Genomic DNA, 25,442 nt, shown 5'->3' with positions numbered 1-25,442 from the left:
GCCCTCGGGCTGACGCTCGGTCAGATGTCCAGAGCACTCAAGTATTTCAGGGACTGGGACACCACAGACTTCTTTACCTTCTCCCGAAACTCGGCGTAATGAAGCGTGTTGAACGTGATCGTGGTTATCTGTTCGGTGCTTTTTTGCTCAAGCGATTCATTTTTGCTGAACAGGAACCGAGAGATGTTTCGCAGTATCGAAAACTTGCGGTGATAGACCGCCATATCCACCTTGTGCGCGCCGTTCTTCACGCAAGGAATCATCTGAAAGTAGGCGATATCTCCCTTCAGGATCGTGGACTCAAACGTTTCGAGCGCCAGCGAATTGCGCTCCAACTTTGTCAGGGCGCGGCTGATGGGTATGGAAAATCTATCACCGATGGATTCCCGGATACGTTGTATCGCCTTGCTGCCCATCGGAGCGGCAGGCCCGGGCGATAACGTTTGAGGTGTGGGCACATCCCATCCCACAAAACGGAGTTGCCTGCAGTAGTAGTCGAACCAGTCGCCCGATAATCCATCATTAATTGCATCGCGCGTGACTCTTTGTGCAAAAGCTGTGCTCATGTAGACGTCTTCGCGGTGCGACGCAGGCAGATCGCTGGCGAACGACACGATACTGCCGCCAACCACAGCTGCCGGTGGTGCAATCAGATCCGTCATGACCGAATCTCCTCTGGCTGCGTGGTGCTGCAGGCATCGTCGTGCAGGGTTAACGTTGCAACATTGGTCTCGATCCGGTCCTTGACCTTCAGAGCAATTTGAGCCCGTACAGGGGCATATACCGTTTCCGACAGATTCGCCCGGACGTAACGGCGGCTAATGATGCCTTGTACATCTTCGCCCCAATAGAGATGCGCCAACGGGTTGGAACTCAGCAATTGATGGGTTTTGAGCTCGATACAAACACTGCTGAACGAAGTCGGTGTTGGCGCCACGATCACCAGCAAACGAACATCCATCGCAGGTGCCGGCACCTCGATAGACTGCTTTTCGGACACTTTTTGCATATGGCTGCGCAACAAGTTGGTTGCCGGGTTGATGTCCGATTCGTTGACAATTTTTGACAACACTTCGGCAGTCACATGCCCTTCATCTGCCCCCACCTTGGACATCGCTGCGGCCGCCCACTGAACCGCCGACTCAACGCTCTCTGAAGGGAGATTCAAGTCTTCGCGCGCTTTACCGCGCCACATCCAGATACCATTCAGAACTTTTATGTAGGTGTCGTACCAACTCACACCCGGCTCTAGTTCTGTTTTTTTATTGGCTGCCAACTGTGCATACAACACCGTATTGACCACATCATCATAAGTGGTCAGATCCTCTGATTCGGGCACCATCAAAACCGCAGCCCCGACAATCAATACTGAATAATCACATCTCATTTAAATACCTCCACACAGAGAAGGACAGTCGTTATTTCGACCGCCCTTCCAGGCATCCATCAAATGTCGTAGTCGAGTTTATCAGTCGAGTACTTCACAAGTTTCGATGCAATCAATTCTCGAGTCGCCGCAGCCAGCAGATCATTCTTTTCGAAAGCTGTCTCACCGCGATACAGACCTACGTTACGAACATCCGTATCGACGAACATTACTTTTGTCGATGAATTCCGGCGTGTAAAACGTACTGCGCCAATGGCAAAAACAGTCGTACCGTTAACATCGATACACGAGCCGGTCGTTACTCCACCCACACCTTGTTTCAGCAAGTTGCGCTCATAAAGCGTCATTGCGGTATCGCGTTTTTGCAGGGCGGCAATCGCATCACCCGCGGTTTTCAGCATCAGTGCAGTAGCCGGGCCCGGTACGGTAAGGCCAGCGACTACCGAAGCAAGGATCTCCAGCACCAGCTTGTCCATGCGGACACTGGTTCCCGACACGTTCAGATCGTTGTAGTACTTGCTGATGGTCATCCAACCCGTTTCACCCATGACTTTACAGAACAGCGCGTACCATTCTTTACCCTGGTGTTCCAATGGAAACTTTTTGTTTGCCACAAGCGACGCATAGTGAAAAGCATTCTGCGCGTCACTGCGGTTAATACCGGTGAGGTTACCGCTAAAACTAATGAGGCCTTCGCCTACGACCGATCCTTTCGACGGCACTTCAACTTCTTCACCCGACACAAACAAACCACGAGGTCTAATAAGCAGTGGCTCACCCAGATCATAACTCTGTAGTTTCTCTATACAGGCAGCAATATGACTTTCACTAAACATATTATTCACAATTTCTTCCTTATCGACATTAATGCAAGCTCCTCATGAACTTGTCGAAAAGAACAATAAACAAACAAACAAACTCAGACAAACCAAAACATGTAACTCCATATACAACACCAACCCAACACAACCAACCAATCAATCAAACTCAACCCAACTAAATATAAGTCAATAAAATCAATTCCATACCTTTTCAAACTCAACACCCACAGACACTTGACCAACTGATAGACTCCGACTCACCCGTCTCTGGATGCGAGCCGAAACCATGCTCCATGTGTTATTCAGCGTTTACCTGAAAATGCTAGTGCTCTACAGCCCGTTCTTCGTGTTGTCCTGCTTCATCAGTCTGACCCGCGGTTATTCGCGCAAGGAACAGCGTCGACTGGCCTGGAAAGTGGCGACTGCCACCCTGGTCTCCAGCGTGTTGCTGTACCTGTTCGGGCGAGTGATTTTCAGTGTCTTCGGCATCACCGTGGACGCGTTCCGCATCGGCGCCGGCAGTGTGTTGTTCATCTCGGCGCTGGGCATGGCTCAGGGCAAGTCGGCGGTGCAAACCGACAACGTGCAGCAGGACGTGACCATCGTCCCGCTGACCATTCCCCTGACGGTCGGCCCCGGCACCATCGGCGCCTTGCTGGTGATGGGCGTGAGTCAGCCGCATTGGGACGACAAACTCACGGCCATTCTCAGTATTGCCCTGGCCAGTTTCACGGTCGGCGTGGTGCTTTATCTGTCCAACCGCATCGAGCGCATTCTCGGTGACCAGGGTTTGCAGATCGTCAGCCGGTTGATGGGGTTGTTCGTCTGCGCATTGGCGGCGCAGATCATCTTTACCGGAGTGAAGGGCTATCTGGTTCCGTGACGCCCACCTTCGTCATTAGCGCGGCGAGCTGCCTGTCCTCGCCATCGATGGCCAGTGCCTGCACCAACTCATCAAGGGTTACGGTCATTGTGGTGCCATGAACCTGCAGACTCAGACTCATCGAACGGCGCGCGGTCAAATCGTCGGGGTGACTGCGCAAGATCAGGCTGTGTCCGGTATTCGGGTCGGTGAGCAGCAACTGCCTTTCAACCAGGCTGACCCGCCACACATCCTGCGGCCCGGTATCCAGAATCAATGTGCCAGGCATCAGTGACTCAGCACTCAACGAACGACGACAATCAACCACAATGCATTCAAGCCGCTGCCAGACAGTACTCGATACGTTGCAGCTGATCGCTCTGGGCCCATAACTCAAGATCAACTGGGTAACGCCGTCAGGTATCAACGGCATAACGTCATTGAGCTCACCCTGAAATTCCAGCATCAACACCTCGGCTTCACGACGTGCAACGCTGTTCTCCAGCCACACATCCCTCGAAGCGCTGTATGTCCGTTGGCTGGGCGTTTCATGGAGCAAGGCAACAGTTTTGTTTCGAACACCCAGCAGTCGGGTTTCCAGGCTCGTATTGACCTCACCCACCACACGATCGATGCCCTCGACGTACCATTGGCAGCCCAAGTAACCGCCAACCGATACAAATGCTTCGTGGGGATGCTTGCTCAGCAGCGCCTTCAACGCTTGCCTCACGCCCGCATCGTAAGGGTCATTCGTACCCTGTTGCGCCAGAACCCAGTCTCCCGTGACGCCGACAATAAGTGCCGGTTCACCGAACATCATCTCGAGTTCAACCCCTTCAAGCGTCCGCCCTCGCAGACCGGGGCCATGTGTCCATACCTGCGCAAAAGACCATTCGGGCCAGACCTTTTGTGGAACAGGCAACAGGTCCTGCCGCAGAAGCTGCAGACCATTATCAAAGAGTGTCGGTAGTTTTTCAGGCTCAAGGAACGCTTGGCGGTAAAGTTGCCCAACGGAAACATCCAGCAGCCAGCCCGCCTCCTCATCTGGCGTCGTTGCCACCAACTGCACTACCTTGCCAGGGCCCACATCAGCAATCAGCAATCGATGGTCGACGTACCAGGCACACAGTTTTTCATCCCGTACGCCGTTACCCAGACCAAGAATCGAAAAGCTCGACGCTTGATGCGCCTTCGCAAGCGCCTCAACGTCGGTCCAAAACTCAAAGCCAAGGCCCAACGGCCCTCTGGCATCCTCCAGCCAGTCTTCGTTGACTCCGGCCAGCTGCGACTGCCCTTGCTCGTTGATATCGAAATACAGCCCGTCCCTGGTCAACGCAACGTAGCGTTTTTCATTGGCGATGATTTCAATCACATTCCAGGGCCCGATAGGCTCAGCCTGGGCATCCACACCGGTGACGGTTATCCCGATCTTCTGGCGATAGAGGGTCCGATTGCGCTTGTCAAAGAACAGGACGGTATCGTCCGTGCTGGTCGCGGGTGTCAGCAACATCGGGCTGACCGCGCCGCCCGGCCCCTCAACCTGCGGCACATTGGGACGAATCACCAGGCCATCGGCAGCACGGACCCACGTGCTGACCGGATCCTTTCTGCCCTGTGTCAAAGGTGTTATCGAGACAAACGCCGCTGGCTGATAATCCACGACTTTCACTTGGGTCAAAGGCCAAAGTTTCGAGTCCTTGACCAGCAGTTCGTAATCCCACAAGAAGTTCGACCACCCTGGCATGGCGCCCTTGAGCAGCAGGTCTTGCTGACGGTCGGTCAGATGACCTGCAATCGCCAGCAGCAAGACTTCGTCCTCACCCAACAGGTAAACCACCTCGGCTTCACGCCCAGTGCGCTGGGTCACTTGCTGGACAATCCGAATGACCCCCTGCCCCAGGACCTGGAACACCGAAATGCTCGAACCGGGCACCGGATCCATCAGCCTATAGAATCGATTGACCCGCCCGGTGACCACGTCAGAGCGCCAGATGAGTGCTTCCCGGGAGCAATAGAAATACGCCTGCCCACCCATAACCGCGCCCAGCCTGACTTGGTTCGCCAGTGCTGATGGGAGGTCGCGAGCGTAGATAAAACGATCACGGGCCTGCTCATAAAAAGCCGTGGTGAGTTGTGGTTCTTGTGGGTCTGCGAACGGAACCGGGAAATTCTGTACCGCTGTGAACGGGCTGGCCAAACGATTGGCGCGGGCCAGTTTCCTGACTCGGGCCTGGATATTCGCCGTGTCGACAGTCGGGTCGCTCTCCAGCTCTTCGAGCAGCAATTGCTGTTTCGCCTCAACTCGAAACGAGTGATGCGAAGTCTGGATAACCAATTCAGGCGTACCCATGACGTGAACGTCGACAGCCCCTACCTTCAAAAGGCCTTCGCCGACAACGATATCCTCTTCGCTCAACCAGAGCGCACGCAGCGTCCAGGCCATGGGGCGAGCCTTCTGTGCCAGTGACAGATTGACCGAACGTACGCCCGGAGTGAGTGTCAGCGCGCAATGACCACCCACCCCTTCAATCCTGTAAGACAGCTTGCCGTGCAACATCTTGGGCAGCTCGGGCACCAGCAACGAACGCGGCTCCTGATCCAGCAAGACACTGATCGTCGTCTCGCCTTCTATCGGATTCAAGTCTCGCATGATGTATTCGGAGGGGAACTTGTAAAAGGTAAACCAGAACTGGCGATTGCCTGCTGCGTCGTACTCCAGCTTCAGCGCAGTTTCAAAATGCTCGGAACGCGTGGTCGAAAACGGCAGGGCCGAGTAATCGAAACCGAACCAGGTGTTGGCCACACACGGCAGGACAATGGCCTGAAAGGTCGTCAAATCGCCAATAGCCGCATGCTCCGGCAACTCGAGGTGTTGTCGAATGTTGATGGCTTTCGAACGATCAAGATTGTGATTCGGCGGGTGCAGCGCAGAGGTGTTGGCCGATAAAATTTCCTGACTGCCGAACGTCAGTCGCTGGTTGCGTAAATCAATCTCGCGGATGAGCGCATAAGGGTTCGGATAAAACACGCCCTCCCTGATCGAGTGACCGCCCGAGCGATACGCCTTATCGACGCGGTTCAGGTACTGACCGATCCGCCGTCCTCGCTCCAATGTGCCGTTGAACCCTTCGACCAGCGCGCTCACGCCAATGGCCAACCCGCCCAGAATCACACCGGCCCCGCCAAGAAACGCAGCCGCCGTACTGGCACCGGCCAGGCCGGCGCCTATGCCGGCCACAGACAGTGCCAACCCCGCCGAATCGAACGCCAACTGTGTGCCGTATTGCGCCTGTTGCAGATCGTCCTTGGCATTGGCCAGCAGATAGATATCGAAACCCAGAGTCGCCAGTTGCATCACCGTGGCCAAACCATCCCGGGCAATATGTCCCAGCGCATTGACCACTACCGAGGCGGTGGTCCGGGCCACCAGCGGTGCATCGTTTAACGCCACCCTGAACAGTTTGACCAGATCCACGATGTCGAGCAGATTGCCATGGGCCAGTTGCGCGTAACTGAGGTACCCGTGCATTCGCACGGCAGTCGTCAGGCTCCGGTCTTCATTGATGTCGCTGATTTGCTCATGGGACTGGAGCGCCACCAGCAGCGCCTGAACCGTAAAAGCCGCATTCAAGGTATGCACGGCGCTGACATCGGTCGGGTCAACCTTGCCCGGTATGGACGGCTTGACCGACAGCGTCTGGAAGGTCTCCGTCAGGTAGGAGCGGATCCGCGACAGAACTCCGTCGGTGCTTGACACTCTGACGGTGAGCGTGGGGTCCTTGAGATTGACCAGGCTGATTTCATAGTGTCCACCCGATACCTCTCGCACACTGTCGAACACCGGAACAAAGTCTCGCCCAAGGTTACTTTCCGCGTGGAGGCGATCAGCGCTGTGCTGAATCTGCTGCGCCCAGTGACGGGCGTCCAGTTCGTTCAGTCCACGCCCCAGTCGGGCGTTTTCCGCCAATGAACGGGCCCGTAACGCAGCGTGATGTTCCCATGGTGCCACCGTTACACCGGTGCTGATCGGATCATGGCTCAGCAAACCCGACACATTGATCTGCGACGGCAGCGCCAGATCGGCGATACGTGGGCCATTGAGGTCGACGAGGTTGAACGTCGCTTCCGTCAGGTGACTGATCTCATAGAGTTTGGCCAGCTCAGGAATGCTCAGAAACTGCTCAAGAGCACGGTGCAGGTCCTGCGCCTGGTCAAATCCGAAGACACCGAAATTCGGATCGTAGAAGCGGTAGGCAATCGACTCGCCGTCGACGATTTTTGCCACCAGCATGGAATGGCTTTCGGTGTTGAGCATCAAGGTACTGGTGGAAGTCCTGGTATCCAGTGTCTGCATGACCTGATCCAGCCGGGACGCTCCTGATAAAGTGCCCGACCGCGCCATTGGCACAGTTCGCAGCTCATCGAGGGTTCGCAGAAACGCATGGGTTTCATTGGCATCGGGCGCAAGGTTGGCATTGGCCAACCGGCCGCTCAAAGCGTCCACGGCTGCGGGGCCCTTTTCGATGGCTGCCGCCATGGCCAACACCAGTGGATAACAGCGCCTTCCGGGATCGCCTTCACCCCTGACCAGTAATCCTTGAGGCATCAACCTCCCCGTCGAAGCACCTTGCGCGATGAAGGTTTCCAGCACCGTGGCGCTGCGCTGAAAGATGTGGTGACGCAGCTCGTATTGGGCCTGAAACCTGATGCGGGCTATGTGCTCGCCCCATTGGCGCAACGTCAACGGCTTCTCGAACGCAAGGGCCTTGAGCACCTGAGCGCTGTTCTTCGATGGCTCAACCGTTGCCTGGGCAGCTGCAAACCCGGCTTCGAATGCAGGATGCCTGCGTGCGAGCAAGGCCTGCTCGATGGCCATATAACGCTGGGCGAAACCCAGGTCGGCGGTGCTCTGCGCGAGGGTTCGGGTGTGTTGCCAGGCATCGTCGAACCCGGCATTATCCAGCGTCTGCGCGCCGAACAGCCCACCGAGTAGTACTCGATGCACCGGGCTCAGTTGATCAAGCGGCAGAGAGCCGTGGCCAATACGGACAATCATTTCATTCAAGTTACCGATCGGCTCAAAACCGTGCGAGACCGGAAGTTCGACACGGGCTTGCGCCAGGATCCGCTGACGCTCATCGAAGCTCAGGGACCAAGGCTTATCGAAGCTCAGGTCGCCACTGAGTTTTTCGTTCATGGCCCTGATGAAGGGGCCTCCCAGGTCATCCACCCATTGCTGCAAGATGTCGGTCTGTAAAACCGGGCGGCCTTCAATCACAGGCCAACCCTTTTCAAACGTCATAAGCTGACCTTTAAGCAGCTCAGTGATGTTGCCTTTGAAATGGGCCTTATAGCCGCCCTGGCCCGCTTTTGTTGTTTCAAGCTCGAACCAGGCCGCCTCAGTCCTGGCGTTGTCTTTCCAGCTGTGATGGGTTTCTTCTTCGGTGGCGAGGTTAAAGCCGTCGAACAGGTCAACCTTGTCGCTGATCAGTTGGCGGCTTTCAAGCACCGCATGGTCTTCGACAAAGTCACCCAAACCGCTGGATACCGCCGTCGGCCCGCTCATCGCAATGGCCGATTGGGCACCGAATTTGATGCCATCGGCATCATAGTCATTGATCGCCTGCAAAAAACTGTTGAGGCTTTGCAGATTTGCCTTCCAGCTTGAAATCGGACCGTGTTGTTTCTCCAGCTCCCGGATAATCAGATCGGGAAATGCCTGGCGATCCTGAAGCGATACATTGCTGCTCAACGCCTGCGCAACGACCCGGTCCAGGAACTGATAGTTGCTGCGAATTTTTTCCATAACGGCGGCGAGTTGCGCAGAACCCGCATGACCACTCAACAGGGCATTGGATAATCCGTTGAATGGCGTCTTGATTTGATTCGTCATCGAATCAGGCGTGTTTTTATTACCGACACGCAGACCGTTCGACGCAACCATGACGTCATTGAACGGGGCAAAAATATCGCTGAGGGACGGCATGCTTTTGGCAAATGCTGTTATCGCCTCTCTGTGTTGTTCAGGCACCTTGGGGCGAAAATCCGCATAGGCCTGCCCCCGATTCGGAAGTATTGTCGGGTTGTGATCGAACAATACCTGCATCACACCTATACGTTCTTCGGCACTGAAGGCGGCGAGATCCACACCACCGAGCACTTTATGCAGAGACGGCAGCAAATCAGCATCAAGATAGGTTCCACTCTCGACGTTCAGAACCTGTAAACGTGTGATATCGGATGCAGCCGCCAGGTTGGTGCGAAACGAAATTTCGCGTTCATAAATATCGAACAACGGTTGATCGATAAGCTCTACGTGAATGTCTCGATGGGCAACTTCCACGTGTTGCAGAGATTGAAGATTGCGGGCCTTGAGCGCCTTGAGCGCACCTTCATCCTGGCCATAGGCACTGACTAAAAGATCGATCCGCGCCTGATCGGCACTCCCGCCCGCCGGGGTGACAGTCTGGATATGCTCGAACATCTGCTGTCGCAACACTCGAGTTCGCTCGATGTAACGACGGGCCAGCGCAGCAGGCGTATCGACGGCGCCTTGTGGCGCAGAAATCGCCCCCAGCGCCTTGGCTGACTCGACGATGATGCGATTGGTCTCATGGGCCAGCAAAGCATCGCTGTCATACCACAGGTTGAGGCTGTAACCCTGCGGGGCAAGCATTTGCCGCCAGACATTGATGTAGTCTCCCTGAATAGCGCCAATACCGCCGCCCACCCAGACAAAGTGCAACTTTTTAGGGACGGGTTTGGCAGTATTCAATAGTTCGACCGTTGTACTCAAACGCAGTAAATAGTTCGTCAATTTATCCCGGACTTTTTGCAGTGTGGCAGACGAACCTTTCGGGTTTATTGATTCGAGCGTTTCCTTCAACAGACTTATCGGCGTCAGTTGGGCCTCCACACTCGACGCTTCGGTAGCACCATCGAAGTAACGCAAGGCCGCTGCGTGCTCCGGCATTTCTTTGAAGCCGCTCAACGCAAACTCCAACTCGCGGCGATCAAACGGCGTGGAAAAAGTGTCAGTCTGATTCAGTGTTCCGGTAGGTGTACTTTTCATTTTCATATCCATATGAAAAAAGCCGACAGCCACTCACGCATCGAACAGGCTCAATGTGTGAATGGCTGTCAGAACTCAATCTTCTATTTTTTCAACTATTGCGGTGGGCAAAATGTCTTTGAGTAACACACTGCTCGTGTTGCCTTTCCTGGCAACCAGGGCACTCACCAGTGTTGACACCGCGAAGGACTGATAGCCGCTCATCGCCAGAAATACGTTCCGTTGCAAAACGACATCGGTCGAGAACACGTCGCGAAAGATCAAGCTGTGTCCGCTGTCCGCATCCACAATCACCAAGTGCTCATCGACCCGGCTCGCCCACAACTGATCCGCAACCACGATATCCCAGGTCAGTTTCCCCGGAACCGATGGCAAGTGGTCGAGCGAATGGCGGCAATCGACAATGACCGATTCAAGTTTCAACCACGCGGCTCTGGTAAGCCGACAGGTCGTTGAACCTTGACCCAGTTTGAGCACCAGGATGCTGACATCATCGGCAATCAACGGGAGCAGGTCCGTACGCGTTTTCGACCCCTCGACCACCAGTACTTCGGCGTTTCGCTGGACATAGTCGAGCGGCCCGACCCTGTTGTTTTGCGGATAGGTGTGCAAAAAACCATCCCTGCGGTCATGCAGCATCACATTGGTTTGATGCTGGGTGCCGACGAGCGTGGATTGCGCAGCAATAGCGGTCTTCGGAATGCGGATCAACCGTCCGGTCCGGACCACGTACCATTGTTGGTAGTCAGGATCTTTGACGGACAGAAAATCGGCGCATCGATGTTCGTTCGCCAGCGCCGCCAGGCCCTCACTCAATTCACCTTCCAGTGCAGCAACCCAATGGCTGTTAACGCCCGAAATCCGTACCGGTTCGTTGTACTGTAAATCCACCTCCACACCTTCAAGCGTCGTTGCCCTCAGGCCAGAGCCTTCCACTGTTACGTCGCTAAAGGTCCAGCTCGCCCATTCCTGCGTCGGGGCTGGCAATGCCTCAGCCAGTAACAGTTTCGTTCCCTGGGCAAATGCCGTGTTCAAGTGGTCTGGATCGATAAAAACCTGACGGACAATCTTGCCGGTAGAAAGATCGAACAGCCAGGTGGCCTGATTGTCTGGAGTAATACTCAGCAACCGTACTTCTTTGCCGTGCCCCATTTCAGCGAGCAGCAGCCGACCACCCAAGTACCAGGCGCACAAACCGGCCTTGAAACCGGCCAAACCCAGGATGGCAAAACTCGGCACCGGGTATTGCAACGCAACCGTTGCCAGCGCCGACCACCATTGAGTTTGATCCTTGAACCAGTGCTCGGTCAGCCCGCCGAGTCTCAGATTCCCGTCCGGCATAATGTTAAAGAACAGACCAGAGTCGGTCAGGACGAGATAGTCCTGCTCAACGGCGACAACATTTTTCAGCCCAGGGGGGGAGATGTTGCTGGACGACCATTGTGCGCGACCATCCACCATCGACCTTTGCTGACACATGAGGCGTTGGTGAAGTTTGTCGTAGGTAACGAACACTTCGCCCTCGACACGGGCGGGAGCAATGAGCACAAGATCATTCAAGGCCTTGATCGAGTCTGCCCATCCCCGCTCACGGTGACGCCTGGCAGGTGCACGAATAATCAACCCATCACTGCTGCGCACCCAAACCAGATCCCGCCACTTTTCATCGATCTGCCAACAAATCGAAACCAGCGCACCGGGACGCCAGTTCACTGTATTGGAGGACTCTACCGGCAAGTGATAGTAGCCCAGTACCTGCTTCCAGTCCGTCAGCGTGTCAGCCTCCAAAACAGCCTGCAGTGCAGGATCCTGACCGCGGGTGATCGAGCTGAGCAACACGGCCCGGTCATGGATCACAAAGGTCAGTTCATCGCGCTGGCCGTCCTTTCCAGTGAGCTGCTGCACGATCTGAATGCCGCCATTGGTCACGGCCTCACAGCGGACAATCGCCAGGTCAGCTCTAACAAGCAAACGATAGTGCTGAACCAGCGTCCCGGTGATCGCATCGACCTGCCAGACATCGAAACTCTCGGGGTGATAGAAGTAAGCCGAATCCTCCAACACCGCGCCCAATATCACCTCATCGGACAACAGGACATTCGGGTCGCGGATGTACAGAAAACGATCCTGTGCCGAGTCGTAATACGCGACTACCGTCCTGGGTTCGTCCGGCTTTTCGAACGGCACCACGAAGTTGCGAACGGGGGTGTAAGACGTGGCCAGGCGATGTTCATGGGTCAGTGTCTTGAAGTGATCCAGCAACGCTTGTTCCCCGAGGGCCGGATCGGCCTCTTCTTCGACAACCTCCAGCCGCCGGGCAGCAAGATCTACACGCACGATTTCGTTGTTCGACAGCTTGAGCAACACATGGTGAACGCCACCGCCACGGAACGTCACATCCAGCGTCCCCGAAACAAGGTGTCCCCCCGCTTCTATCCGGATGTCTGTCTCCGCCAGCCATGGAGTCAGCAGCACCCATTGCATAGCAATGTGACCGGGTGCGACGAGTTCAAGGCTCACCCCGGGATTGAGCAGCACGGAACATTGAGCTCCTGCGCCTTCTACCCGGTAGGACACCAGCCCGTGCCACACCTTCGGCAGCGCAGGTACCGCCAGTGAACGCTCGACGTTATCGAGACGAACATTGAATACCGTTGGCTTGTAGACCGGGTTCAGCCGGTTGACCACGTACTCGCCGGGAAACGAATAGAACGAAAACAGAAACTGCCATTGCCCCTGTTTGTTCTTTTTCTCCAGTCGACGTGCCGTGTCGTACCCGCCGGCATGACGAAACGTGACAAACGGCAGCAACTTGTATTCGTAGCCGTACCAGGTCTTGGGTCTGCAGGGCAGAACGATCGTCTGTCCTGCCTGTGGTGAGAAACTCGCCGAGTCCGGCAACTCAAGTCCCTGACGAATATCGATGGCTCGGTTGTAATCCAAATCGAAATCCGGGACCCCGAAATGGTCCCGAAGGGGGAACAATTTCGGGCTGTCGAAATGGACGGTGGATGCGCGCAAATCCAAATCGGCAAACACAACCAAGGGCTGCGCAATCCAGGCATTCGACGCCTTGTCCAGGTAATAGCCGCCTTGTACATATGCCTTTTCAAGCCCATCAAAAAACAGCGCGACTTCCTTGGCTTCCTCCGCAATCGTCGCAAAACCTTCGGCCAGCGCAGTAACGCCTACTGCCAACCCGCCCAGAATCACCCCGGCGCCCCCCAGCACCGCGGCCACCGTACCCGCGCCAGCCAGTGCCGCACCCAGACCGGCTGCGCCTACCACCGCACTCGCGGAGTCAAAGGCCAACTGCGTCCCGAACTGCGCCTTTTCAATCTCATTGGTGGCGTGGCTTAGCTGATAAATATCAAACCCGACATTCACCAGCCCCAGCACAGTACCGACGCCTTCATTGGCGATATGCCCCAAGGCCTTTTGCACCAACGGTGCGCTGGTGCGGGCGATCAGCTTTTCATCGTCCAGTGCCTGACGGACCAGTTTCACAACGCCAATCAAATCCACCACGTTGCCATGGGCCAGTTGGGCATAGTTGACGTAGGCATGCAGGCGTATAGCGGTGGTCAGGGCCTTGTCACCACCGCTCGCTGCAGTCTCGTGATGACGCAGTACGTTCATCAAGGCTTGTACGGTGAACCCGGCATTGAGCGTATGAACGCTGCCGGCGTCCGTCGGATCAAGCGGATTGACCGGCGCACGCGGGCGAGCGGCCAATGAATGGAAGGTTTCGGAAAGGAAGTTTTTAATTCTCAGGAACCGGTGATCGCTGGTGGTGACACGCTCAATGGTCTGCCCGGCATCGGTGTTGACCAGACTGATTTTGTATTCCCCTGTTGGGGTTATCTCCAGTGTCTCGAACAACGCAACAGAATCCGACGCCAGCCCGTGTTGCTCCTGCAATTGCCGTGTCGCCTGCGCGATCTGCCCACCCCACCAGTGAGCGTCCAGTTCCAGCAATGAACTGCCCAGCGTCGTGTTGTTGACCAGCGACTGCCCCCGGGCACTGGCCAGCCGTTGTCTTACCCGCGGCGCCGTTTGCTCCGGCAACGCGCCTGGCTCCGACAGGCTTGAGACCTGAACACCGGACGAAAGCACCGTGGCGTTCAGCCCGGCACCATCGAGTTCAATCAGATCAAAGGTCGGACGCGCCACATCCCCAAAAGCGGCGTAATGCCTGGCCATCTCCTTGCGGATAAAAAAATGCGTCAGCGCCTCACCGAACTCCGAGGCAGTCGCAAACTCGAAGATCCCGAAATTCGGATCGTAGAGCAGGTAAGTGCTATGCGGTCCCTCTAGCGTTTTTGCAATCAGCATCGAGTGGTTGTCAGAGTTGAGCATCACGGTGGTAGTGGCCGTTTTTTCTTCCAGCATCGCTACGATCTCAGTCAGATCGGAGCGCATCAATGGCTTGCCTATTTCATTGACGGGGGCGTCACGCAGCTCCTCGATCATGCTCACAAACGCCCTTGAGTCGGCGGCTTCAGGTTCGGTAACTGCCAGGTAAAAACGTTCCCGCAAAGTGTTGGCCGCGGTGCTGTTTTTGTGGAGCGCAGCAGCCATGGTCAGCGCCAGCGGGTAACAGCGTCCGGCAACCCGGTCGCCCGCTCCTTCGAGCAACAAATCCTGGGGCACCAATTTGAAACTGCCGTGATCAAAGCTCTCCAGCACTTCACCGATTCGTTCGCCAATCCGGTCGCGGTATTCGAGCTTCGACACTTGCTGAATTTTGGCGACCAACCGTCCCCACTCCTGCAGGGTCAGCGGACGTTCGAGTGCCTGTTTCTTGAGTTCGACACTGGTTTCGGACAGGGCCACGGGCGGATTGGAAGCACGCGTCAAACCAGCAAGGAAAGCCGGGTGACGTTGCTTGAACAGCTCCCGTTCAATGATCCCGTAACGGTGGCTGACCCCCAACTCCGACATCGTATTGGCAAGGTTGTCAAGCATTGCACTAGCGGCGTCAAAATGCTGGTTATCCAGTGCATTGACCCCCAACAGGCCACCCAGCAAAAGACGTTGCAGCGGGTTTAGGTTCACCGTGAGAAGCGGGTCTTTGCCGACCTGGCTCAGCAGTTCATCCATCGACAGAGTTTGTGTCTCCGTGTCCAGGAGGGAAGCCGGGGGGCGGATGCTGGCATCCTGAGCGATGATCGCTTGCCGGTCATCGAAGCTCAGGGACAATGACTTTTCAAACGTCACGCTGCCGTTGTGGCGCTGACTCATCGCCTGGCGAAATGGCTCACCGAGATCATCAGCCAGTTGCTGCAACAGGTCGGTGATCAACACATGACGACCTTCGATGACCGGCCATCCTTCTTCGAAATCAATGCTCTGGTACTTGAGCAGCTGCGTGACATCACCGGCATAGCGGGCCTTGAACTTTCCCTCCTGCCAGTGCTTTTTTTCATCGATCAGCCATCGATTCGAGTTACCCTCGGCGACTTTCCAGGAGTGGTCCTGCTCCTCCTCGGTAAAGCGGTTGACGCCATCTGCGAGTATGGCCTCTGCGTTCCAGCGTTCGACCATTTGGACGGTGTAAGGCATTTTCTGTGCCTCGGCCATGCCATGACGTACCGCCGCTGGCCCCGTCATATAGATGGTGCTATCACCATCTGGAAGGATGCCATCGCCAAAATAACCGACGACTCCCTTCATTAAGTTTTCCACCGCTATCTCTTCTAGCTCCGCCAACTGTCCCAGCACGCCAAAACGTTGCAGCGCAACTTCACGTGCCACCCCGATCATCGCCTCAACATCTGTAAAAGAGACACCGTACTTGATGGCCAGCCGTGTAACGCTATCGAGATAGTCATAATTGGCTCTGAAACGCTCGAGCACAGTTTCTAGTGTTTTCGAACCTGGGTGCGCCATCAGAAACGCATTGTTCAGACTGCTAGAGTCAAGTACTGCCCGCAAACCATCGGGACGTACAAGGCGTTCGCGAGGGGGAAGAAAAACGTCATTGAGCGAAGGACTGCTTTTGGCAAATTGTTCCAATGCTGCACGATGTTCCTGCGGGATACTCTGGAAATGGTTTGAATATTTGCTTGCCTGTCGGCCCGGCATCCACTCCGGATTCTGATCAAGCAGTAATTGCAAAACGCCCAAGCGAGCATTGGGGTTAAATTGGCTGATATCTACAGTACCCAGTGTGTTACTCAGGGGTGGCAGGTTATCGACATCGGAGTAAAAGCCTCCTTCGGCTAAAACTACCTCGACACGCACAACATCAGAGGCAGCCGCAAGGTTTCCCCGTAATCCGATTTCACGCTCGTAGATATCGTTCAACCGAAACAACGACTTATCAGCCCTCACATCCCGCAGTTCTAAACCTTCAATGGAAATACTTTGAAGGTTTTTTTCTCTCAACGCTCTCAGCGTGATCTCATCCTGACCGTAGCCGCGCACCAGAAGATCAATTCTTGCTTCATCGGCTTTTCCTCCTTTTTTTTCCGCCTCTTTGATATGCGAAAACATCTGCGTCTTGAGTACGATTGCGCGTTGCTCGTACAGGGTTGAAAGTTCTTGCGGATCGCTAACCGCTTGCCCTCCCTGAGTCATGGCATCTGCTTTTGCCGCCTCGACAATGACCCGAGTGGTTTCGTGGGCGAGCAATGCATCACTGTCATACCAAAGTTTCAGCGTATAGCCCTGATGACTCAGCACTTGCTTCCATACGTAGATGTAGTCGCGCTGAATACTCCCCAGTCCCCCGCCTAGCCAAACGAAGTGAAGGTTCTTCGGCACGTCGATCGGGGTGGATTGGGATAACGCGACATAACTATTCAAACGCTCTTGAAACGCTTCGACCCGGTCGTAGATTTCCGTCAGGTCGGGTGCGTGGTTAGCGCCGGGACCGACCGGAAACTCCAACTCGGAGGCGCGCCGACGACGTATTTTGGACCTGGGTAACGCTGCCAGGGCCTCCTTGAGTAACCCAATCGGCTCCAGTTGCCGTTCAGGCTTGAGCGTATTGATACACGCAAAGTAATACCGAATGATCGCCTCATACCCTGGTGTTTTATTGAAGTCCTGCAGTGCCTTTTCAAGTTCAACCAGTTTAAAAAGCCCAATAAAATCCTTGAAGTCCGCCGCCTTGCCATCCCTATAGCTCATAACGCGTCACACCTTTTTTCAATCAAACAAGTTTAATAAGTAAATATCCACACACGAAGCAGTACGCCCGACAGATAAATTCGGACATTATTCCAACTTCGTAATTAAATGTGAAAAGCACTCGAGAAAGAGCCGAAGACAATTGAGGAAATAACAAACACCCAACAGGGCCAGCCCTCACCAGACCGAAAAAACACTAATTGATAACAACCAAGACTTCAACCACACACTTAAGAAATTAATTAAGCACACTTAACCCACAGAGCAAATGTAACTATTAATCTTTCGCCCTAAAACACACTTACAAACTGCGCATATCAAGAAGGACCAAGGCCTCTAACGACTGTTTCAGAACATGAAAACAACGGAAGTAAAAAAACTTATGCGCGGGCACGACAGTTCAACACTCGCGCCGCCGATTTACGACTTCAATACGAGCGTGTTTCCGGTGTCTTTCAGTGAAAAATCTTACGCGGTCGAGGGGCAGTGGCGGCCAGCAAAACTGACCGCCATGGCTTAATTGGTCGGTTTTTCGCCGTACCAACGCGGCGTATACACCCACTCACCACCCTCGGCACGAGGGAACACGCAGGTGGTGGAGGAACCGATCAGCACCATGGTGCGCATGTCGACCTGATCGGGGGTCAGTTCGCCGAGCGTGGTGACCCGCAACGTCTGGCCAGGGCGGCCAATGTCGCGACCCAGCACCACCACTGTTTCCGGTGCACGATGCCGGCCGACGATTTCCAACGCTTGGCCCAGTTGCCACGGCCGCGCACGGGAGATCGGGTTGTAGAACGCCAACGCCAGATCGGCTTCGGCGGCCAGGTCCAGGCGCTTCTCGATGATCGCCCAAGGCTTGAGGTTGTCCGACAGCGACATCACGCAGAAGTCATGCCCCAACGGCGCACCGGCCTGCGCAGCGGTCGCCAGCGAAGCGGAAACACCCGGCAGGATTTCCAGATCGACGCTGTGCCAGCTCGGCTCGCTCGACTCATGCAACGCTTCAAGCACCGCCGCCGCCATGGCGAACACGCCGGGATCACCGGACGAAACCACAATCACCGAACGGCCTTGCGCCGCCAGCTCGAAGGCGTGACGGGCACGCTGCATTTCTTCGCGATTGTCGGTGCAATGCAGCACCTGATCTTCACGGAACGGCCCGGCCATGCGCACGTAGGTTTCGTAGCCGAGTACGTCGGTGGCCCTGGCCAGTTCGGCCTTGACCGCTGGCACCATCAGTTCGGCGGCGCCAGGGCCCAGACCGATTACCGCCAAACGACCGCGTGCACGGCCGATCTGCGCAACGTCCAGCGGCTGAGTGGCCACCGCGATGGCAATGCCGGTATCCGCTGACACGATGGTAGCGTTCGGCACGGTGTGGCGGGACAACTCGCTAACGCCGCCGCTGACCGACGCAAACCGCAGAGGCACACCCAGTTCAAGTGCCGCTTCGCGCAATGCCGTGCTGGCCATGTTCAGATCGCTCGCCAACAGGCACGCCACCGATTGCACGGCGATTTTCGCTTGATGCAGGGCCGTGCGAATCGCGCCTGGCAGACCCGTCACCTCACCGCTCACCGCCACCAACACATTGCGCGGGTAGATCATCAATTCATTGGCCGCCGGTGTCCGCTCGGCATGGCCGACATGGATCGACAGCTGCGCTTGAGGATCTTGCGGCAACTGCGCCTGCGCCAGCCACGGCGCAGCCCCTTCGACGCGTACGCTTTGGCCGGCGAGCAAATCCGAGACGAAGCGCTTGCCCAGTTCCAGATCGCCGAGGGCGTAACCGCTGGGTGGATTGAGCAGGCAGGAGCCGAAGCGCAATTCACCGCTGGTGGTGATCGCCGCAGCAACCTCGAGACCGGCGGCAATCTCTCGCGCCATGACGTTCACGCCACCTAGGCCACCGAGCAGCGGCACCACGGCGCTGCCATCTTCAGCCACGGCCAGCACTGGCGGCTCGGCGCCTTTCTCCAGCAGAAGCGGGGCCAGGGTGCGGATCACGATCCCGGCCGCGCACAGAGCGATAATCGGCGTGTCCTGCTGATAGAACTCACGCAAGGTGGCGCCGAATTCGTGATAGACGCGGTCCGCGCCTTCCACCCGTTCGGCCAGACCATGGATCAATGCGCCAGGGTATAGCTGCGCAATCTTGCGCGCAGTCGCGAGGCTGCCATTGCCCAGAATGACAATCGCCGGAACTGGACGGGACATCAGCCTTGCCACCTTTCGCCGGGCACAATGATCAGCGAGAAGTACGGCGAGGACATCGGCTCGACCTGATCCAGCGGGACGATTTTCTGATTGGCCATGGTCGCGCGCTCAACGTACAACGCACGTTCCGCCAGCCCGAGCTCTTCGAGTACCTGACGGACCTTGGGGAAGTTGCGTCCCAGCTTCATGATCACGGCGGCATCGGCATCGGCCAGACGACGCTTGAGATCGTCGGCGGGCAACACACCCGACAGCACCGACAAACTCTGATTGCGATACACGAGCGGCGCACCCAGCACCGAAGCACCGCCGAGCATCGAGCAAACGCCCGGCACGACTTCGGCTTCATAGCGCTCGGCCAGTCGATCGTGCAGGTACATGTAGGAGCCGTAGAAGAACGGATCGCCTTCGCAGATCACCGCCACGTCACGGCCAGCGTCCAGGTGCGCGGCCAGTTCTTCGCCGGCTGCATCGTAGAAATCGCTGATCACTTGTTCATACGACAGCGGCGCCGGCAGCGCCTCGGTGGTCACCGGATACACCAGCGGCAGCAGCGTTTGCGCGTCCTGCAAATGCGCCTCGATGATACCGAACGCGTTGCCCTTTTTGCCCTTGGCGACGAAGTACGCCACCACCGGCGATTCGCGCAGCAGGCGCAGGGCTTTGACGGTAATCAGTTCCGGATCACCGGGGCCGACGCCCAGGCCAATCAAACGTCCAGGTTGCTGCATCATTCGATCTCCGTGGCGAGGGCATTGACAGCGGCGGCGGCCATGGCGCTACCGCCCAGCCGGCCTTGCATGATGACGAAAGGCACACCACGGCTGTCTGCCGCGAGCGCTGCCTTGGATTCGGCGGCGCCGACGAAGCCTACCGGGAAGCCGAGAATCAGCGCCGGTTTCGGCGCGCCGGCGTCGAGCATTTCCAACAGATAAAACAGTGCGGTCGGCGCGTTGCCGATCACCACCACGCTGCCTTCCAGATGCGGGCGCCATAGCTCCAGCGCGGCGGCGGAGCGGGTGTTGCCCAGCTCGCGGGCAAGCTCTGGAACACTTTCATCACGCAGGGTGCAGATGACTTCGTTGTTCGCAGGCAAACGCGTGCGGGTCACGCCTTCGCTGACCATCCGCGCGTCGCACAGAATCGGTGCACCGGCGGCCAGCGCATCACGCCCGGCCTTGCCCGCGCCTTCGGAAAATTGCAGGCCGTCGATGGCGTCGACCATGCCGCAGGCGTGGATCACACGGACCGCGAGTTTTTCCAGGTCGGCCGGAATACGCTCGAGGTTGGCCTCGGCACGAATGATCGCGAAGGAGTTGCGATAGATCTCCTGACCGTCGCGGATGTAATCAAGCATCAAGGGGGCTCCGTGAGCGGGCGTCGAGCAAGGCTGCGACCGCTTCAATAGTAAGGTTGCATGCGTGCAGCGCGCCGAAACCCGGCTGCGCTGCATCGCGAAAATAGAGGTCGTAGTGACCGGGAGAAACCGCCAGCAACGTGATGGGTGCGATGTGTGCAGCCGCGCAGGAACGCTGGCAGCCGGACAGGTGCACGTTCAGTGTCTGGCCGTGACGTTGCAGCAGCGCCGCCAGTTGTCGGGCATCGCCCTTGGTGTCGGCCAACCCTTTGCCGCACCCCGTCGAGCCGGTGCAGGCGATCAGATGCGCCAAGGCATCGTCGGCCGAGCAACGCAGACCGAGTTGTTCAAGGTTGTGGATAACTTGCGGCGCATCGACGACATGAACACCGGGTAACAACAGGCTTTGCCAAGGCGTGAAACGCAGGCTGCCGTCACCCTGATCACGTGCCAGTTGTACGACGCCTCTGAGCATCGCGGGATTGAGGCGACCCAGCGGCGGCACCGCGCCGATATACACACGCTCGGCCTCACCCTGTGGATGAGCGCCGATGTGCAAGACACTCGGACTTACCTTGCGCTGCCAACCCGTGATGGGCATCAGCGGCACACGCTCGGCCAGACGGGAGAGAAATTCGTCGAGCGAGCATTCAGCGAGTAAATGCCGCATGCGTGTCTGATCGGGACGCGCCAGCTCAAGAAACAACTCCAGCACCGCGACCACCAGCGGGTGGCCCTGCGCCAGTGACACCGTACCCACAGGCGAGTCCACAGGCGAGTCCACAGGACACCCTGCCAGGCCGAATGCAAAAACCAGCTCGCCGTCTCGCTCAGTGGCGGACAACCACAGGTCATGGGGATGTTCGAGCATCGCCAAGCCTTCGCCGCCATCCAGTTGCACGGCAAACTTGGCGCTGAGGTCGTGGAAGCGTTCATGGCTTTGCAAGGTGACAAGGATCTGTTCAGCCAGCGGGCGCGTGTCGAACAGCATCTGCCGATCAATCCCGGCGCTGGGGCTGAGCATCAAATTGCGCACATCGTCGCCAGCGGCAGTGCTTGGGCCCAACCCGGCAGCCATCAGGCCATCGATCATGGCACCGTGTTCACTGCCGATCCCGCGAATTTGCAGATTGGCACGGTTGGTCGCCTCGATCACGCCGCCGGCGAACCGCTCAGCAGCACTGGCCACCGCTTCGGCCTGAGCCGCACTGATCGAACCGCCATTCAACTTGATCCGGCAGATACCTCCATCCAGCGCCTGGACGATACGCAGCAACCCCGGACAGGCCGAGGGACGTAAGGCTAAGGACATCGGGCGTTTGTTCAAGGGGGCGACCGGCTGTGTGGGAAAGGCGCTTCGCGGGCGAAGGCGCGGTATTATGCCTGCTTTGTTCGACGGCATGAAAAGCCTGCCCGTCGGAACAGTCCGTTTGAGGACTATATTTGAGGACTGTAGATGTCACCGTGGCTGACAGTAGTGGGAATCGGCGAAGACGGCTTCAAGGGCCTGGGCAAAAACGCCCGGCACACTCTGCTGCGCGCTTCGCGGATCATTGGCGGTCAGCGGCAACTGGATTTGCTGCCGGTGTGCATCCGTGGCGAGCGACAGTTGTGGCTCAGCCCTTTCTCCCTTGAGCCGGTTTTAGCGCTGCGCGGCGAACCGGTCTGCGTACTGGCCAGCGGCGATCCGATGTTCTTTGGCGTGGGCGCAAGCCTGGCCCGGAAACTGCCCAACGATGAAATGCTGATACTGCCAGCACCCTCCTCTTGCTCGCTGGCGGCGGCGCGAATGGGCTGGCCGTTGCAGGATGTCGTCACGCTTTCGGTGGTTGCCCGTCCCATCGCCGCACTCAATGCGCAGTTGTTCAGCGGTGTTCGCTTGCTGGTGCTGAGCAACGACGGCAGGAGCCCGGCTGCAATCGCGACACTGTTGCGTGAACGCGGTTTCGGGCGAAGTCGCCTCACCGTGCTGGAACATCTGGGCGGAGCAGCCGAACGACGCATCGAGAGTGTCGCCAATGACTGGAACAATCCTCTGATCGCCGATCTGAACCTGATCGCCATCGAGTGTATCGCCGAGCCCAATACGCCGCGCCTGTCGCGACTGGCCGGCCTGCCGGACTCAGCCTTCAAACACGATGGCCAATTGACCAAGCGCGACGTGCGCGCAATCACCCTCGCCCGCCTCGCTCCGATACCCGGTGAACTATTGTGGGACGTCGGCGCAGGCAGCGGCTCGATCGGCATCGAATGGATGCGCGCCCACCCCAGTTGCCGGGCGCTGGCCATCGAGGCGGATGAAGGGCGGCAGCTGTTGATCGAACACAACCGAGATGCCCTCGGTGTTCCCGGCCTGCAGCTGATTCGCGGCAGTGCGCCGCTGGCCTTGGCCGGACTCGAGGATCCAGACGCCATTTTCATCGGTGGCGGTGTCACCCGCGAGGGCGTGCTCAACACGTGTTGGGCCGCACTCAAGCCCGGCGGTCGACTGATCGCCAACGCCGTCACGCTACAAAGTGAAATGACTTTGATGGCTTGGCGCGAGCAGCACGGCGGCGAGCTGACTCGGATCCATATCGCTCAAGCCCAACCGCTGGGAGACTTCGATACCTGGCGTCAGGCGTTGCCGATTACCTTGCTGGAAGTGACGAAGCCTTTCGATGCGTGACGAAACCGCCGAACAACCCGCACCGTTGCGCAGCGGCCTGACCACCGGCAGCTGCGCGACCGCAACCAGCCTGGCGGCTGCACGTTTGTTGCTGGAAGGCACGCATTCGGACGCGGTGGACATCGTCCTGCCCAAGGGCAAGCAGGTGCAGATGCGGCTGGAGTTCTGTCGTCTGATCGACAACGGGGCCGAAGCAGGGACGATCAAGGACGCGGGCGATGACCCCGACGTGACCCATGGCGCGCTGCTTTATTCCCAGGTACGACTGAACACGGCGCCGGGCATTCGCTTCAATGCCGGGCGCGGCGTCGGCACCGTCACCCGGCCGGGGTTGGTGCTGGGCGTCGGCGAACCCGCGATCAACCCGGTACCACGCAAGATGATCACCGATCACTTGACCCTGCTGGCCGAGGAACTCGATTACCGCGGCGGTTTCGAGGTCACGGTGAACGTCGAGGGCGGTGAAGCGCTGGCCTTGAAAACCATGAACCCGCGCCTGGGGATTCTCGGCGGTTTGTCGATTCTCGGCACCAGCGGCATAGTCCGGCCGTTTTCCTGCGCGGCGTACATTGCCTCGATTCATCAAGGCATCGACGTCGCAAAGACCAACGGCTATCTGCACATCGCCGCATGCACAGGAAACGCCAGTGAAGACACCATGCGCCGGGTCTACGACTTGCCGGAAATCGCCCTGATCGAAATGGGCGACTTCGTCGGCGCAGTGCTCAAACATCTTCGCAAAGTGCCGGTGGATAAACTCAGCCTCTGCGGCGGCTTCGGCAAGATCAGTAAACTGGCGGCCGGGCACATGGATTTGCACAGCCGACATTCGAGCATCGACCTGCCGCAACTGGCCGAGTGGGCGGCGGCGATTGGCGCCGATGAGGCGTTGCAGCAAGGGATTCGCGAGGCCAACACCAGCCAGCAAGCCTTGGCGATGGCCAGCGCTGCAGGTATCGCGCTCGGAGATGCGGTGTGTCAGCACGCGTTGGACTTTGCTCGCAGCGTGGTGCCGGCGCAGGTTCAGGTTGAAGTATTTTCCATCGATCGCCAGGGCGGGATTGTGGGCCATGCGGGAGCTTTTCAATGAAGCGCGTGTTGTTGCTGGGTGGCGTGACGGAAGCCTTGGCCATCGCCCGGACCCTCGGGCCAGAACACATCTATAGCCTGGCCGGCGTCGGGCGTGTGCCGACGGATCTGACCTGCCAGGTTCGCGTTGGCGGTTACGGCGGTGCCGAAGGGCTTGCAAAGTTCATTCGGGATGAAGGGATCGACCTGCTCCTGGACGCAACCCACCCCTACGCCGCACAAATCAGCCAAAACGCCGCCACCGCTGCACGGTTGAGCGGCATTGCATGCTGGGCGTTAAGGCGTCCAGCCTGGCAACCACAGGCCGGGGATGACTGGCGAGATGTCAGCGACTGGGCCGAGTTGATCGAAGCGCTGAAACCGTTCCGGCGACCGCTGTTCACCCTCGGCCGCGAACCGTTGCAGCACCTGCACGAAATCCCGCCAGAGCAATTCTGGACCCTGCGTGCCCTGGACGTTTACCCCGGTAACGAACGCTGCGAAGTCATCGGCGCGCGTGGGCCGTTTCTGATTGAAGATGAACGTGAGCTGTTTGAACGTCGGCAGGTTGATGTGCTGATCAGCAAGAACAGCGGCAGCACCGCGACCGAGCCGAAGCTGGAAGTGGCACGGGAGCGTGGGGTGCCGGTGATAGTTTTGCAGCGGCCGGTGTTGCCGGGGGTTGATCGGGAGTTTGGGTCGGTAACAGACGTATTGGCAGCCCTGATAACAGAAACCACCACATAACCTGTAGCAGCTGGCGAAGCCTGCGTTCGGCTGCGAAGCAGTCGTAAATCCTGCATCCACGATTAACCTGAAAGACCGAGGCTTTTGATTTTACGACTGCTGC

General features: G+C 57.5%; 14 protein-coding genes. 5 read left to right on the top strand and 9 right to left on the bottom strand.

What is annotated here, in order from left to right; genetic code table 11:
* Positions 1–20: 20 nt before the first annotated feature.
* From ACMXYH_RS04105 to ACMXYH_RS04095, 3 genes are read right to left on the bottom strand one after another with little or no spacing between them, the layout of a single operon-like run.
* Complete coding sequence (locus ACMXYH_RS04105) at positions 21–662, bottom strand: hypothetical protein (protein ID WP_415766381.1); 642 nt, start codon at positions 660–662, stop codon at positions 21–23.
* A complete protein-coding gene (locus tag ACMXYH_RS04100) occupies positions 659–1,387 on the bottom strand; it encodes a hypothetical protein (protein ID WP_415766380.1) in 729 nt (242 codons plus the stop codon). Before ACMXYH_RS04100 ends, ACMXYH_RS04105 begins: the two co-directional genes overlap by 4 nt.
* 59 nt (positions 1,388–1,446) lie before the next feature.
* Positions 1,447–2,223 (bottom strand): hypothetical protein, encoded by a 777-nt coding sequence (locus ACMXYH_RS04095; RefSeq protein ID WP_415767654.1) that lies wholly within the window; start codon positions 2,221–2,223, stop codon positions 1,447–1,449.
* A gap of 271 nt (positions 2,224–2,494) precedes the next feature.
* Here ACMXYH_RS04095 and ACMXYH_RS04090 point away from each other — a divergent pair, with 271 nt between their 5' ends.
* Positions 2,495–3,091: a MarC family protein gene (locus ACMXYH_RS04090; RefSeq protein ID WP_007937197.1), complete on the top strand. Its 597-nt coding sequence runs from the start codon at positions 2,495–2,497 to the stop codon at positions 3,089–3,091.
* On the opposite strand, the gene ACMXYH_RS04085 is transcribed toward ACMXYH_RS04090, so the two are convergent.
* A complete protein-coding gene (locus ACMXYH_RS04085; RefSeq protein ID WP_415766379.1) occupies positions 3,060–10,142 on the bottom strand; it encodes a TcdA/TcdB pore-forming domain-containing protein in 7,083 nt (2,360 codons plus the stop codon). The genes ACMXYH_RS04090 and ACMXYH_RS04085 overlap by 32 nt on opposite strands.
* Before the next feature lie 75 nt (positions 10,143–10,217).
* Positions 10,218–17,279, bottom strand: coding sequence for a TcdA/TcdB pore-forming domain-containing protein (locus ACMXYH_RS04080; RefSeq protein WP_415766378.1), 7,062 nt, complete (start codon positions 17,277–17,279; stop codon positions 10,218–10,220).
* Positions 17,280–17,634: 355 nt separating this feature from the next.
* Between ACMXYH_RS04080 and ACMXYH_RS04075 the strand changes: the two genes are divergently transcribed.
* Positions 17,635–17,799 (top strand): hypothetical protein, encoded by a 165-nt coding sequence (locus ACMXYH_RS04075; protein WP_415766376.1) that lies wholly within the window; start codon positions 17,635–17,637, stop codon positions 17,797–17,799.
* Here the strand turns inward: ACMXYH_RS04075 and cobJ are convergent.
* From cobJ to cobG, 4 genes are read right to left on the bottom strand one after another with little or no spacing between them, the layout of a single operon-like run.
* Entirely contained in the window at positions 17,796–19,499 is a 1,704-nt protein-coding gene (gene cobJ, locus ACMXYH_RS04070; protein WP_415766375.1) for a precorrin-3B C(17)-methyltransferase, read from the bottom strand. The two genes, ACMXYH_RS04075 and cobJ, sit on opposite strands and share 4 nt — an antisense overlap.
* Positions 19,499–20,230: a precorrin-2 C(20)-methyltransferase gene (locus tag ACMXYH_RS04065; protein ID WP_033053597.1), complete on the bottom strand. Its 732-nt coding sequence runs from the start codon at positions 20,228–20,230 to the stop codon at positions 19,499–19,501. Before ACMXYH_RS04065 ends, cobJ begins: the two co-directional genes overlap by 1 nt.
* On the bottom strand, positions 20,230–20,856 hold the full coding sequence (locus ACMXYH_RS04060; RefSeq protein WP_008038718.1) for a precorrin-8X methylmutase: 627 nt from the start codon (positions 20,854–20,856) through the stop codon (positions 20,230–20,232). Before ACMXYH_RS04060 ends, ACMXYH_RS04065 begins: the two co-directional genes overlap by 1 nt.
* Positions 20,849–22,168 (bottom strand): precorrin-3B synthase, encoded by a 1,320-nt coding sequence (gene cobG, locus ACMXYH_RS04055; RefSeq protein ID WP_415766374.1) that lies wholly within the window; start codon positions 22,166–22,168, stop codon positions 20,849–20,851. Before cobG ends, ACMXYH_RS04060 begins: the two co-directional genes overlap by 8 nt.
* 144 nt (positions 22,169–22,312) lie before the next feature.
* Between cobG and cbiE the strand changes: the two genes are divergently transcribed.
* Genes cbiE through ACMXYH_RS04040 form a run of 3 tightly spaced genes read left to right on the top strand, consistent with a single transcriptional unit; the run spans position 22,313 to position 25,339 of the window.
* Entirely contained in the window at positions 22,313–23,524 is a 1,212-nt protein-coding gene (cbiE, locus tag ACMXYH_RS04050) for a precorrin-6y C5,15-methyltransferase (decarboxylating) subunit CbiE (RefSeq protein ID WP_415766373.1), read from the top strand.
* Positions 23,517–24,614, top strand: a complete 1,098-nt coding sequence (locus ACMXYH_RS04045) for a cobalt-precorrin-5B (C(1))-methyltransferase (RefSeq protein WP_415766372.1) — start codon at positions 23,517–23,519, stop codon at positions 24,612–24,614. The genes cbiE and ACMXYH_RS04045 overlap by 8 nt, the downstream gene beginning before the upstream one ends.
* Positions 24,611–25,339 carry a cobalt-precorrin-6A reductase gene (locus ACMXYH_RS04040; protein ID WP_415766371.1) on the top strand — a complete coding sequence of 243 codons (729 nt, stop codon included), beginning with the start codon at positions 24,611–24,613 and terminating at the stop codon, positions 25,337–25,339. Before ACMXYH_RS04045 ends, ACMXYH_RS04040 begins: the two co-directional genes overlap by 4 nt.
* The last annotated feature ends 103 nt before the right edge of the window (positions 25,340–25,442 follow it).

The sequence above is a fragment of the Pseudomonas frigoris genome (genome assembly GCF_047758635.1).
Taxonomy (GTDB): domain Bacteria; phylum Pseudomonadota; class Gammaproteobacteria; order Pseudomonadales; family Pseudomonadaceae; genus Aquipseudomonas; species Aquipseudomonas frigoris.
This window is presented reverse-complemented; position numbering and strand designations above follow the sequence as displayed.

Bases quoted from the DNA above. Each gene is read 5' to 3' on its own strand.
- ACMXYH_RS04105 (WP_415766381.1), bottom strand. From the start codon at position 662: ATGACGGATCTGATTGCACCACCGGCAGCTGTGGTTGGCGGCAGTATC.
- ACMXYH_RS04100 (WP_415766380.1), bottom strand. From the start codon at position 1,387: ATGAGATGTGATTATTCAGTATTGATTGTCGGGGCTGCGGTTTTGATG.
- ACMXYH_RS04095 (WP_415767654.1), bottom strand. From the start codon at position 2,223: ATGTTTAGTGAAAGTCATATTGCTGCCTGTATAGAGAAACTACAGAGT.
- ACMXYH_RS04090 (WP_007937197.1), top strand. From the start codon at position 2,495: ATGCTCCATGTGTTATTCAGCGTTTACCTGAAAATGCTAGTGCTCTAC.
- ACMXYH_RS04085 (WP_415766379.1), bottom strand. From the start codon at position 10,142: ATGAAAAGTACACCTACCGGAACACTGAATCAGACTGACACTTTTTCC.
- ACMXYH_RS04080 (WP_415766378.1), bottom strand. From the start codon at position 17,279: ATGAGCTATAGGGATGGCAAGGCGGCGGACTTCAAGGATTTTATTGGG.
- ACMXYH_RS04075 (WP_415766376.1), top strand. From the start codon at position 17,635: ATGAAAACAACGGAAGTAAAAAAACTTATGCGCGGGCACGACAGTTCA.
- cobJ (WP_415766375.1), bottom strand. From the start codon at position 19,499: ATGTCCCGTCCAGTTCCGGCGATTGTCATTCTGGGCAATGGCAGCCTC.
- ACMXYH_RS04065 (WP_033053597.1), bottom strand. From the start codon at position 20,230: ATGCAGCAACCTGGACGTTTGATTGGCCTGGGCGTCGGCCCCGGTGAT.
- ACMXYH_RS04060 (WP_008038718.1), bottom strand. From the start codon at position 20,856: ATGCTTGATTACATCCGCGACGGTCAGGAGATCTATCGCAACTCCTTC.
- cobG (WP_415766374.1), bottom strand. From the start codon at position 22,168: ATGTCCTTAGCCTTACGTCCCTCGGCCTGTCCGGGGTTGCTGCGTATC.
- cbiE (WP_415766373.1), top strand. From the start codon at position 22,313: ATGTCACCGTGGCTGACAGTAGTGGGAATCGGCGAAGACGGCTTCAAG.
- ACMXYH_RS04045 (WP_415766372.1), top strand. From the start codon at position 23,517: ATGCGTGACGAAACCGCCGAACAACCCGCACCGTTGCGCAGCGGCCTG.
- ACMXYH_RS04040 (WP_415766371.1), top strand. From the start codon at position 24,611: ATGAAGCGCGTGTTGTTGCTGGGTGGCGTGACGGAAGCCTTGGCCATC.